The 11,771-nt window shown below is 73.3% G+C and carries 8 protein-coding genes; 3 read left to right on the forward strand and 5 right to left on the reverse strand.

Annotated features, from left to right (window positions below; translation table 11 throughout):
* Nucleotide 1 precedes the first annotated feature (1 nt).
* The 3 genes from LHA35_RS00245 to LHA35_RS00255 form a co-directional block, all read right to left on the reverse strand.
* Complete coding sequence (locus LHA35_RS00245; protein ID WP_226603002.1) at nucleotides 2-940, reverse strand: MlaA family lipoprotein; 939 nt, start codon at nucleotides 938-940, stop codon at nucleotides 2-4.
* Between the two features lie 236 nt (nucleotides 941-1,176).
* Entirely contained in the window at nucleotides 1,177-2,670 is a 1,494-nt protein-coding gene (locus tag LHA35_RS00250; protein ID WP_226603005.1) for a Calx-beta domain-containing protein, read from the reverse strand.
* A gap of 310 nt (nucleotides 2,671-2,980) precedes the next feature.
* Nucleotides 2,981-4,165 (reverse strand): hypothetical protein, encoded by a 1,185-nt coding sequence (locus LHA35_RS00255; RefSeq protein WP_226603007.1) that lies wholly within the window; start codon nucleotides 4,163-4,165, stop codon nucleotides 2,981-2,983.
* Nucleotides 4,166-4,347: 182 nt separating this feature from the next.
* Here LHA35_RS00255 and LHA35_RS00260 point away from each other — a divergent pair, with 182 nt between their 5' ends.
* Together LHA35_RS00260 and LHA35_RS00265 are read left to right on the forward strand one after the other, a co-directional pair.
* A complete protein-coding gene (locus LHA35_RS00260) occupies nucleotides 4,348-4,776 on the forward strand; it encodes a DUF4399 domain-containing protein (RefSeq protein ID WP_226603008.1) in 429 nt (142 codons plus the stop codon).
* Nucleotides 4,777-4,841: 65 nt separating this feature from the next.
* Entirely contained in the window at nucleotides 4,842-5,387 is a 546-nt protein-coding gene (locus LHA35_RS00265) for a DUF4399 domain-containing protein (RefSeq protein ID WP_226603009.1), read from the forward strand.
* 166 nt (nucleotides 5,388-5,553) lie between these two features.
* On the opposite strand, the gene LHA35_RS28535 is transcribed toward LHA35_RS00265, so the two are convergent.
* On the reverse strand, nucleotides 5,554-8,277 hold the full coding sequence (locus tag LHA35_RS28535; RefSeq protein WP_264185095.1) for an SUMF1/EgtB/PvdO family nonheme iron enzyme: 2,724 nt from the start codon (nucleotides 8,275-8,277) through the stop codon (nucleotides 5,554-5,556).
* A gap of 194 nt (nucleotides 8,278-8,471) precedes the next feature.
* Nucleotides 8,472-10,334: an adenylate/guanylate cyclase domain-containing protein gene (locus LHA35_RS00280; protein WP_226603010.1), complete on the reverse strand. Its 1,863-nt coding sequence runs from the start codon at nucleotides 10,332-10,334 to the stop codon at nucleotides 8,472-8,474.
* A 452-nt stretch (nucleotides 10,335-10,786) separates the two neighbouring features.
* On the opposite strand from LHA35_RS00280, the gene LHA35_RS00285 reads away from it, so the two are divergent.
* Nucleotides 10,787-11,767 (forward strand): MBL fold metallo-hydrolase, encoded by a 981-nt coding sequence (locus tag LHA35_RS00285; protein ID WP_226603011.1) that lies wholly within the window; start codon nucleotides 10,787-10,789, stop codon nucleotides 11,765-11,767.
* The last annotated feature ends 4 nt before the right edge of the window (nucleotides 11,768-11,771 follow it).

An 11,771-nucleotide genomic window follows, 5' to 3' on the forward strand; every position in this document is an offset into this window, starting at 1 on the left:
GCTACAGCCTGCGGCGGGAGCCCTGGCGGGCCTGGATAGCCTTGCCGCCCGTCTTCTTCCGGGTGACCGTCACCTGCCGCACCGCCGGCCTCCGCTCCGATGGCTGGCGGCTCGCCACCGGCCGCGCGGGCCGCCGCGCCGGTTCGGTTCGCGCCGCGGGGGCCGGCGCCGCGGCGGGCGCATCCTCCCCCGGATCCTCCAGCACGTCCGGCTCCGTTTCCGTGGCGCGGCCGAGTTCCGCGTCACGGTGCTGCCGCCACAGGCTGCGCAGCCGGGCATAGGTGTCGAGCGAGTTGGTCCGCAGATCCTCCAGCGTCTCGATGTTCCGCTCCCGCGCATCCAGGCCGAGCGCCGCGCCGCGGCCGAGGCTGGTGAGGAAGGGGCTCGGGTAGTTGACCGGATTGAGGAAGCCGTTGCCGATCATCCCCGCGAATTCGCGGGGATTGGACGGTCCGGCGATGGGCAGCATCAGATAGGGCCCGTCGCCGACGCCCCAGGCCGCCAGCGTCTGGCCGAGATCCGCCACCTGCTTCGGCGGCCCGCCGACAGGTTCCAGGTCGAACATCCCGGCCAGGCCGAAGGTGCTGTTGACCACGAAGCGCATGACGGAGGTGCCTGCCTCGACCGGCCGGCCCTGCAGCAGGCGGTTGGCGGCGACCGCCGGCTCGTTCAGGTTTTCCAGCACGTTGCGGATGCGGGCGCGCGGCCAGGGACCCAGGATGTCCCGGTAGGCCAGGGCGACCGGTTTGATCACCGCATCATCGAGCGCGAAGTTGAAGTCGAGGATGCGGCGGTTGGTCGCCTCGAAAGGGTCGTTCGGGTCGGTGGGCATGGCGGCCGTCGGTGCGCCGGCCACCGCCCCGTCCTGCCGCACGCCGTCCCGCGCGCAGGCGCCGAGCACGAGGGCCAGGCAGAGCAGGGCAGGGGCGGGGCGTTTCATGCAGGGCAGGACCGGGCGGGGAAGGCTCATCCTAGAGCAGATCGCGGACGGGCGTGAGCGGCCGGATGCGTGAATCTGCTCGGCGAACAAAGAGCAGATCGCGGACGGGCGTGAACGGCCGGATGCGTGAATCTGCCCGGCAAGCAGGGAACTGCGGCGGATCGGCATTCAGCCTTGAACGCCGATCCGCCCCGGGGCGAATGCCGGATGAATGGGCCCATGCAGGCGGCGCCCCTTCAGGTGAAGAGGACGTCCCTGGCAACCGAGAAGCTGCTGGCCGCGACCTTTTCGAGGAAGACGTGATTGGCGGTGCCGCTGCCGTAGAAGACATCGGTGCCCGATATCCCCGAATAGGTCGCCGACCGGTAGGTCACCTGCGCGGCGGTCAGGCCCTTGAACACCAGGTCATCGATGCCGGTCTGGAAGTCCTTGATCCGGTCGAAGCCGTCCCCGGCGGAGAAGACGAAGTCGTCCTCGCCGGCATAGCCCGTCATCGTGTCATTGCCACGGCCACCGGTGATCGTGTCGTTGCCGGATGTCCCGGTCAGCCAGTTGTTGCCGCTGGTGCCGGTGATGACCCGGCCGGGGGTCGCAACATCGTCGTTCTTGATCGTGCCGGTGGCCTCCGCCCGGGCGATGGTGCCGCCCACCGGCGCGGAGAGGCGCAGGAGGAGCGTCTCATCCGGCTCGACCAGACTGTCCTGCGTGGTCTGGACGGTGACCGCCTTGCTGGTCTCGCCCGCGGCGAAGGTCAGGGTGCCACTCCTTGCGGTGTAATCCGAACCGGCCACCGCGGAGCCATTGGCGGTGCCGTAGCTGACGGTGACCTGGTGCGTGCTCGCCGCGCTGAGCGATACGGTGAAGCTCAGCACCCCACCTTCGGTGACTTGCGCATCCGCCACGCTGATCGTCGGATCGGGCGGCGCGGGCTTCGGGGCCGCATAGCTCATGGAGGTGACGTAGAGCACATTCGTCGGGCCGTTCTGCTGCGCCGCGGCCCATTTGGGCTGCATGCCGGCCCCGAAGCATTCGTTCTCGCCGCCATCGGCATAGGATTTCGGGACGTGCTCGGTGGTGGTCCAGATCAGGGTATTGTCGATGTAGAGCGAGATGCGGTCGGGCGACCAGTCCATGGCGTAGGTGTGGTACTGCGACATGTCGTAGCCGCTGAACCGGTACACCTGGTACTGGTCGATGGTCTTGCCCGTCGAATCCGTCCCGGCCCAGTGGATGGTCGAATAGCCGTCGGTGTTCGATTGCGAGGCCTTCTCGAAGAGGTCGAGCTCGGGGCCGGGCCATACATCCGTCGCGGGCCAGAGGCAGGCGAAGGGACCCGGACCCTCGCTGGGATCGGTCTTCGCGGTGATGGTGTAGAGGCCATAGCCCTGGCCCGCGCTCGCGCCGGTGGGCGCCTGCATCATCCCCGCCGCCGCCCAGTTGCTGGCGGCGCTGCTCTTCAGGATGGCCTCGCCATTGCTCAGCGTCACATCGCCCCAGCGGCGGTTCATCTGCCCGAAGCCGCTATCGAAGCTCTCGCTCCAGACGGTGTTGTAGCGGGAGGTGTCGAGCGTGGCCGGGACCGGCGTGTCGGAGAGGGTGGTGGAGGCGAGGCTGACCGTTCCCTTGTGGTTGCTGGACGGCGCCAGGCCGGGAATGCGGGTCTGCATGTGCATGATCGCCTGCTCGGGCAGATGATCGGGCAGGCGGTCGAGCAGCATCGGATCAGGCATGGCGAACGGCTTCCCCCCCGGGATGATGCTGAAGGCCGGGATGGCGGCCGAACCAGCGGTTTCATCCTTCGGGGTCGCTCCCGCTCGGTCAAGAACACTTCGATGTACTAATCTTCATGCGGGACCGCCGCCCGCCCGATGCCGGAGCCCGGCAGCCTTCGGGCCTCCTCCGGCGCAGCGGGCGCAGACGGGCGCGGTACCTTGCACCCTGCGCCTGGCGGCGCCGACATGCCACGGCACGGAACGCCGCTTGGATCGGCAGGCATGGGGCGGCGCGTCCCCGCCATGAACCGGCCGAGGAGCCGGCCGGTCACTCCACCCGGATCTCCAGCGCGGCGCGCGCCAGGCGAGGGCCGCCGGCGGCTTCGAAGATCCCGTCCAGCGCCTCCGCCAGCCCGTCCGGCAAGGGCGTGCCGGAGGCGTCGAGCAGCGCCGGCGGCAGCGCCGGCCCGATATCCCGCTCCGCCAGCCAGCAGCGCACGCGCTCCGTCCCGCGCGGGCCGGCCCGCAGCGCCAGGCTCTGCCGTTGCGCCGAGAGCGAGGCCGGCGCGGCGGCGGGCAGCCGGGCGCCGCCGACGGCACCGGCCGGGAAGACCGCCACCACCCCGCCATCGCTGCGGGCCGAGACGCAGTAGAGCCAGCCATCCTGCCCGGCCATCGCCACCAGGCCGATCGCCTCGGCCGGGGCATAGACCGGGCTCCGCCCGCGCTCGGTGCTGAGCCAGAGCTCGGGCGGCAGGCTGGCCCGGGCGAGGCGGCGCAGCGCCGCCTCATGCTGCTCGCGGCAGCCGAGCAGCAGTCCCTGCGCCAGGGCCGCGGCCTCGGAGGGCGCGGGCGTGGCCAGCACGCGGAAGGTGAGCGTCGCCAGGACCTGTCCCCTGATCTCCCCTCTGATCTCCCCCCTGGCCTGCCCCTCCGCCATCACCTCGAAGGCGTCGCCATCCTCGATCGTCAGGTCGCCCGGCCATTCGATGCGGGCGGCGCCCGCCGGCCAGGCGAGGCGGCGCAGGCTGCCGCGGCGGCGCAGGGCGATCTCCGTCCGCTCCGCCGCGGGACGCAACAGCCAGACCGTATCCGCGGGGCGCAGGCACCAGGTGCCCGACCGATCGGTCTCCACGGCAATGTCGGCCGGCGGCGGCGACCGCCGGCCGAGGGTCGCGCGCGTGCCGCCGATGGCGCTGGCATCGAGGCCGCGCAGGCGGAAGGCGCCGGCGAGCGCTGCCGCCGAGCCCTCCTGCCCGCCCGGCAGGGTGGGATCGAAGCGCGTCTCGAGCGGGCCGCGCAGCCGCAGCATCTCGCCCGAGCGGAGCAGCAGCGTCATGCTGGCGCCGTCCGGCAGCCGCAGCCGCTCGCCGGGCGCGAGCACCATGCCCGGCGCATAGCCGGGCGCCGTCGCGCTCAGCAGCACGGCGCCCTCCGCGGCCCGCGCGGCCTGGCCGGCGGCGCAGCCCAGCAGCAATGCCGCGATGATGGCGGGGAGGCTCCTCGGCAACATGGCATCCTCCTACGCGCGGCAGCCTGCCGCAGGCGGCGCATCCCTGCTGTGATGCGCGGCACAGGCCGTGCGGGTCCGATGATGCCGAAAACGTTCCTTGAACTCGGGCGGAGGGCGGCGTGCAGTTGGCACCGGCCAGGTTGCCCTGGGGACACCCGCTCTTGACCGAGGGAGAGGGCAGGATGACGGTCAGCCGACTCCTCGTGGTCCTTTTCGCCGCGCTGCTGCTCGCCGGGCCGCCGGCCAGCGCGCAGCGCCGTTCGATGCCGGAGGAGGCGCGCGTCTACATCCTCTGGCCCTATGACGGGATGGCGATCCGCGGCGGCTTCTGGGTGCGGATGGGGCTGAGCGAGGGCGGCATCGCGCCGGCGAATGTCGAGAAGGCGCTGACCGGGCACCACCACCTGCTGGTGGATGTGGACCTGCCGGCCATGGACAAGCCGATCCCGAACGACCGCAACCACCTGCATTTCGGCCTCGGCCAGACCGAGGCGCGGCTGGAACTGCCGCCGGGCAGGCACACGCTGCAACTGCTGCTCGGCGATGCGGACCATGTGCCGCACGACCCGCCGCTCTATTCGAAGCGGATCACCATCACCGTGCTGCCCTGAGGCGGGGCGGTGACGGTCTGAACCGGTCCGCCCGGCCGGGCGGGCCAGCAGGGAGGGAGATGGGGATGCCCGCCACGCGACGCCTCGTGCTGCTGGTCTCGGCCGCCGCGATGGGCCGCGCCGCGGCCCAGGTTCCGGCCCAGGATCAGCCGCAGGACCCGGGCCATGCCCATGGCGCGCCGCCGCCCGGGGAAGGCCAGGCCGCGACGCCGCGGGTGCGCGTCCCCGCCCCGCCGGATGCCTATTGCTATATCGGCTGGCCGCAGGACCGGCAGGTCATCAGCGGCACGCGCTTCAAGGTCTGGTTCGGCACGCGCAATTTCGGCGTCGCCCCGGCCGGCGTCACCACGCGCAATACCGGCCACCACCACCTGCTGATCAACGTGCCTCTGCCGCCGCTCGACAAGCCGATCCCGAACGACCGCAACCACCTGCATTTCGGCCTGGGCCAGACCGAGACCATGCTGGAATTGCCGCCGGGGACGCATACCCTGCAACTGCTGATGGGCGATGCGGACCATGTGCCGCATGACCCGCCGGTGATGTCGAAGCGCATCACCATCACCGTGCGTCCGGGCCGGCCGCAGGCGATGGCATCGGGGCCGCAATAGGCCGCGCCGCGCAGGTGCTGCACCGTGCCCGGCGGGCTCGGCCATGGCCTGGAAGGGCCGGTTGCGCGGCCTGGTCGGGTCCAGTCAGGCCGCGTTTGCTCCACCGCAGATCGTGGCGGACCGTGAGAGGCCGCGCGCCCGACTCTGCCCGCTGTAGTGGCACGGCTTATTCCAGGTTGCGCGCCACCCGGAAACCATTCACCTGGTAGCGCACCGGCGCATCGTAGAAATTGCGCGCGACCGGCAGGATGTCCTCGCTGCCCGAACGGAAGGAGCCGCCGCGCAGCACGCGCCGCATGCAGCCGCGCGACTCCCGCGCCGAGCCATCCACCGGCGCGCCCTGGTAGTTCGGCACCCAGCAATCCTGCACCCATTGCGCGACCCCGCCGAGCATGCCGTAGAGGCCGAAGGCATTGGGCCGGAAGCTGTCCACCGGCATCGGCCCCCGCGCATCCTGGGTGCCGCCGCATTCCTCGCAATTCGCCTGCGCGACGCCGACCTGGTCGCCCCACCAGTAGCGGGTCTGCGTGCCGGCGCGGGCGGCATATTCCCATTCCGCCTCGCTCGGCAGGCGGTAGGGCCGGCCGGTCACGCGCGACAGCCAGCGGATGTATTGCTGCGCGTCGTCCCAGCTGACGTTGTGCAGCGGCGTCGACTCCTCGGCCACGGACTGGCGCGGCAGCGGCCCGCAGCCGCCCTGCGCGGCGCAGGCCTTCCACTCCGCCACCGTCACCGGATACTGGCCGAGCGCGAAGGCGCGCAGCGTGACGCGGCGTACCGGCCGCGCGGCGCTGTCATTGGCGCCCTGGCCCATCATCAGCGTGCCCGCCGGCACCCGCACCATCCAGGGACAGTGCGGGCAGTCCTGGAAATAGCGTTCCTCCGCGGCGGGCGGCGCCGGCACCGGTGTGGCCCGGGGCGGCGGCACCGGCTGCAGCGCCGCGAGCCGCTCGCCGGGCGCGGGCGGCGGCATGGGGGTGGTGGCCTGGGACGCGGCCGGCGGTGGTGCGGCAGGCGGCACCGGGGCCGCCGCCTGGGAAGCCGGCGGCGAGGCAGCCGGTGGCGGGGCAACAGCCTGTGTGGCAGGCAGGGAGGCTGCCGGCACAGGGGCAGCGGCCTGGACCGATGGCGGCGCGGGTGCAATGGCCTGGGCCGGGGGCGGCGAGGCGGCCGGCGGCGGCGTGGCGGGCGGCACAGGGCCAGCGGCCTGGGCAGGCGGCGGCTCCGGCGCGGGCTGTGCCGCCCGCAGTGCCGGGTCCGCCCCGTTGGCCGCCGGGCCGCGCAGCTCCGCCAGCCGCCGGCGCGCCGCCGGCACATAGCGCGAATCCGGGTAGAGCCGGAGGAAGGCCTCGACATCCTCCGCCCGGCCGCTGCCGCGCAGCCTTTCCCACAGCGCCGTCTCGGCAAGCTGGGCGGCGGCCTCGGCGGCGTCCATCACCTCGATCTCGACCGCCCCCTCCGCCCTGCCGCCGCGGCTGTCCTCCACCGCATAGGCCAGGCGGCCGGCGCTGCCGGTGAAGCCCGGCTCGGGCAGGTAGACGAGGGATGCCAGCTCCTCCGGCCGCAGCCGCTCTCCGCCGCGCAGCGCGACGGCGCCGTTGCGCACCACGCCGCGCGGCAGGGTACGGATCGTCACCACCATGGCGTCGCCATCCGGATCCTCCGGCCGGGCGATCTCCAGCCCGCCCGTATAGATGCGCAGGCGGCGCGGCGCCTCCACCAGCGGCGCGCGGTTGGTGGGCAGGACGGCGATGGCGAGGCTGCCGAGCGCGCTGCCGCCCCGCCCGTCCTCCACCAGGATGTCGAGCGTGCCGACCGGCCCGGTCGTGCTGCCATCCGGCTTGTAGGTGGCGGAGGCGAAGCGGTCCGCGGCATAGACCGCGCCGGGGGTCACCACCCGCCCTTCCACCCGCACCTCCCCCGCGCGCGGCAGGCCGGTGATGCGGATGGAAAGCGGGTCCTGGTCCGGATCGGTCGGGCGCGGGATCGGCAGTGGGGTCGGCCCGGCGCTGTCCTTCACCTCCAGCGCCGGGATGGCGGCCAGCAGCGGCGGCCGGTTGGGCGGGCGCGGGTAGAAGTAGAAGGGCTCGGCGCCGAGCGAGCTGAAGATGAAGGGCTCCTGCCGGTTGCTGGTGGTGCGCAGCACGGTGTCGCGCACGCTGCGGAAGAACAGGCTGAGCTCCAGGCCGGGGATCTGGAAATGCGCCAGCAGCGCCTCGGCGAAGGGGCTGTGGCTGCCGGCGCCGTCCTCGGCGATCTGGTCCGCCTTGGTCGCCAGCACCACCATGGTGTTGCGCGGGACATTGTCCACGCGGGCGAGGCCGGGCGCGGTGGAGCCGCGGCCGGCGATGGTCATGGACCGCGACATGCGGTCGACAAAGGGGTTGTTGCGGCAGGCATCGAGCAGGACGATGCCGATCTTCCGGGCCTGCGACGCCTCGCCGAGGATGAGCTCGAGCGGCATCGCCTCGTAGAGCAGGTCGCGCTCCCGCTCCAGCCGCGCATCGGCGGGCAGCAGGTAGTTCTCCCGCGCCACCTGCACGCCATGCCCGGCATAGTAGACCAGGGCGACATCGGCCCGCTGCGCCTTCACGCCGAACTCCCGCACGGAGCGGGTGAGGCGGCGCGCATCGGGGTCGAAGACCTCGTCCACCTCGAAGCTCAGGCGGCGCAGCGCCTCGCCGACGGCGCGCGCGTCATTCACCGGGTTGGCGAGCGGCGGTGCGTTCTGGTAGGCGCCGATGCCGATCACCAGCGCCACGCGCCGCTCGGGCGGCGGCGTCGGCTGCGCCGGTCCCGCCGCCGGGACAAGCATGGCCGGCAGGACCAGGATGAGCAACAGCAGCGCCCACCGCAGCAGCGGCGGGCGGCGGGGCTGTCCAGGCCTCATCGGGTCACCTCGATCGGCAGCCTCGCATCCTCCTCCCGCGCAGCCGCGGGGTCAGGCAGTCACGCCTCCATGGCCTGCGGGGCGAGGACGACAGCATGGGCCCAAAGCCGCGCCCGGGGCTGTGCGCCATGTCGCATGGCCTGCGCAATTTCCGGTGAAGGAGACATGGCGGAAACCGCAGGCGGGGCGATCCCTCAGCCCGGTTCCACCGGGCCCGGTTGCGCTTGCGCCTGCAGCGCCAGCACGGCGGCGCGGTCGATCCGCCAGGCCCCCATCCGCGCGTTACGGTTGCGCAGCGCCACCTCCCCGATCGGCAGGCCGGGGACGGTGCCGTCCAGCAGCCGCCAGCTCGGCTCGCCGAGGATGATGGTGCAGCGCCCCGGACCCTCGCCGCCATGCTGCTTGCCGAGCTGCTCCAGCCGCGCGCCGACATTGACCGTGTCGCCCAGCAGGCAGAACTCCATCCGCTCCTTCTGCCCGACGCTGCCCGCCACCAGCGGCCCGGTATGGATGCCGATGCGCAGGCCCGCCTCCGGCAGTCCCTCGGCCCGCCATTCGGCGTTCAGTGCCGCCAGGGCCTGCTCCATGGCGAGGGCGCAGCGCGCCGCGGCGCGCGCATCCTCGGCCACCGCCGCGCGGTCCTGGCGCGGCACCGGCACCCCGAAGCCGATGAAGATGCCATCGCCGAGGAAATGCAGCACCACCCCGCCATGCGCCAGCGCCACCTGCGCCATGCGGTCCATGTAGCGGTCGAGCCAGGTGATCAGCGGCGCCGGCGGCAATTGCTCGCAGATGCGGGTGAAGCCGGCGATGTCGGAGAAGAGGACCGTCGCCGTCAGCTCCTGCGGCTTCGGCCGGCCGCCGGCAAGGAAGAGTTCGCGGTCGCGCAGCAGCGCCTCGGCCACCTCCGCGCCGAGGAAGCGGGCGAAGAGGCTGCGCACCACCGCGCGGTCGCGCCGCTCCGCCGCGCCGGCCCAGGCCCGCGCCGCCCCGCCGGCGAGCAGGCCGGCGAGCGGCGGCGCGAGCGCCGGCCAGCCGGGGGCGCCGGCGGCATTCGCCGCCAGCACCGCCGCCGGCCAGGCGAGCAGGAGCAGGCCGAGCACCAGGATCAGCCGCCGGCCGGCGAGGCGGAGGCCGGCGAGCAGGCCGAGCGTCGCCAGCGCGGCCGCCGCCAGCACCTCCCGCCAGGGCAGGAGGCTGCCGCCGGCCCGGCCATCGAGGAGTTGCGCCAGCACCTGGGCATGGACCTCCACCCCATAGCTCGGCGGGCCGAAGGCGGAGGCGAGGGTGCGGTGCTCGTCGCTGCCCGGCAGCAGGGCGCCCACCAGCGCCACCCGGCCCCGCAGCCAGTCGGGCGGCAGCAGCGGCACCGCCTCGGCCGGGTAGAGCGGCGCGACCGGGCCGGTGGCGGTGCGGCGCCAGTGCATCGGGAAGGGCTGGTCCGGCACCGCGGCGCCGGCCGCCAGGGCCAGCGCGGCCGGGAAGCTCGGCGCACCGGTTTCGGGATGCCAGGGCAGGTGCACGCGCACCAGCCCGTCGAAGACGTCGCGCGCGAGGTTGGCGGTGCCCGAGGGCAGGCCCTCAAGGAAGCCCGCCAGCACCTGCGCCCGCTCCGGCGGCAAGGGGGTCTCCGGCCCGAGCGAGATGACGATGGTGGGCACCGCCTGCCGCCGGAGCGCCTGCAGCAGCGCCGCGTCCTTGGCCGGCTCCGTCGCCCGGTCGAGCAGGATGTCGAGGCCGATGGCGGCGACCCCGGCCGCCGCCAGCCGCTCGACCAGGGCGGCGAGGAAGCCGCGATCCACCGGCGAGCGGTAGGGGAATTGCGCGAGCGTCTCCTCGGTGATGCCGATCAGCACCAGGCGCGGATGCGGCGGCTGCACCGGGGCGAGCCAGCGGAAGGCGGCGGCCTGGAACAGCCGCTCCGCCGCGGCGAGCGGCAGGGGCGGCGAGACGAGCAGCAGGCCGAGGCCGGTGGCCAGGACCAGGAGGAGCGCCGCCCGCGCCGCATCGAGCATCCGCCGCCGGGGCATCGCCTCCTCGTCTCGGCAGGCGGCCATCCTCCGCGCAGGCGATGGCGGGGCGCAATGCCCGCGGCGCGCCCACCGCGTCACGCCCTGCGGAGCGCCTGCCCGCCCCGGGCTGGCCGGGCCAGGGCCGAGGGCATTCCGGCGGCGCGCCTGCCGCCCCGGCCGGGTTGGTGCCGCCGCGGAGGGCCCCTGCCGGGGCTGCCGCCGGGCCGGTCCCTGCGTCCCGGAACGTCACTTGGCAGCGGTCCCGCCCACTCCCTACAGTTTCCATGGCGAATGACGCATCGCGCAGCAGACCTGGATGCGCGGGGACGGGAGCCCAGGCCGCCGCTTCGGCGGCGACCCGCTGAACTGTCGCGCCGGCCCGCCGCCGGGGCCGCCCGCAACGTCCTGCCTGCGTTCGGGCAGGCAGGCCCGAGCCGCCGGCCGGATGCCGCGTCGCGGCCCGGCTGCAAACCAGACCAACCGAGGGGGACGCCGCCATGTCAGGTTTCGCCAGCACCAGGGACCTTGCGGAGAAGCAGGTCTCCTTCGAGGAGCTCGGCCCCGGCCTCTATGGCTGGACGGCGGAGGGCGATCCGAATTCCGGCGTGGTCATCGGCGATGACAGCGTGCTGGTGGTGGATGCGCAGGCGACGCCGAGGATGGCGGCCGACGTTATCGCGAAGATCCGCGGCGTCACGGACAAGCCGGTGAGGCATGTGGTGCTGAGCCACTACCACGCGGTGCGCGTCCTCGGCGCCTCCGGCTACCAGGGGGCGGAGATCATCGCCTCCGACGTCACGCGCGACCTGATCGTCGAGCGCGGGCAGCAGGACATGGACAGCGAGATCGGCCGCTTTCCCCGCCTGTTCCGCGGCAAGGAGAGCATTCCGGGCCTGACCTGGCCGCACCTGACGTTCCACCGCAGGATGACGCTGTGGATGGGCAGCCGGGAGGTGCAGATCATCCATATCGGCCGCAGCCACACCGCGGGCGACACGGTGGTCTGGTTGCCGAAGGAGAAGGTCTGCTTCGCCGGCGACGTGGTGGAGTTCGGCGCGACGCCCTATTGCGGCGACGCGCATTTCACCGACTGGCCCGGCACGCTGGCGGCGCTGAAGGCGCTGGGGGCGGAGAAGCTGGTGCCCGGCCGCGGCCGCAGCCTGATGAGCAGGGCGGAGGTCGAGGAAGGCATCGCCGGCACCGCCGCCTTCACCAGCGACCTCTTCGCCATCGCCAGGGAGGGCGCGGCCAGGGGCGCGACGCTGAAGCAGGTCTATGACGAGGCGATGGACCGGATGCGCCCGGGATACGGCCATTGGGTGATCTTCGAGCACTGCATGCCCTTCAACGTCTCCCGCGCCTATGACGAGGCGAAGGGCCTGGACCACCCGCGCATCTGGACCGCCGAGCGCGATATCGAGATGTGGCGGGCGCTGGAGCAAGGCGCGGCGGCAAAGTCGGGCGAGATCAAGGCCTGAGAGG

The sequence above is a fragment of the Roseicella aerolata genome (genome assembly GCF_020523605.1).
Taxonomy (GTDB): Bacteria; Pseudomonadota; Alphaproteobacteria; order Acetobacterales; family Acetobacteraceae; genus Paracraurococcus; species Paracraurococcus aerolatus.

Excerpts from the sequence above, each read along its gene's own strand:
- LHA35_RS00245 (WP_226603002.1), bottom strand. The coding sequence starts at position 940 with ATGAAACGCCCCGCCCCTGCCCTGCTCTGCCTGGCCCTCGTGCTCGGC.
- LHA35_RS00250 (WP_226603005.1), bottom strand. The coding sequence starts at position 2,670 with ATGCCTGATCCGATGCTGCTCGACCGCCTGCCCGATCATCTGCCCGAG.
- LHA35_RS00255 (WP_226603007.1), bottom strand. The coding sequence starts at position 4,165 with ATGTTGCCGAGGAGCCTCCCCGCCATCATCGCGGCATTGCTGCTGGGC.
- LHA35_RS00260 (WP_226603008.1), top strand. The coding sequence starts at position 4,348 with ATGACGGTCAGCCGACTCCTCGTGGTCCTTTTCGCCGCGCTGCTGCTC.
- LHA35_RS00265 (WP_226603009.1), top strand. The coding sequence starts at position 4,842 with ATGCCCGCCACGCGACGCCTCGTGCTGCTGGTCTCGGCCGCCGCGATG.
- LHA35_RS28535 (WP_264185095.1), bottom strand. The coding sequence starts at position 8,277 with ATGAGGCCTGGACAGCCCCGCCGCCCGCCGCTGCTGCGGTGGGCGCTG.
- LHA35_RS00280 (WP_226603010.1), bottom strand. The coding sequence starts at position 10,334 with ATGGCCGCCTGCCGAGACGAGGAGGCGATGCCCCGGCGGCGGATGCTC.
- LHA35_RS00285 (WP_226603011.1), top strand. The coding sequence starts at position 10,787 with ATGTCAGGTTTCGCCAGCACCAGGGACCTTGCGGAGAAGCAGGTCTCC.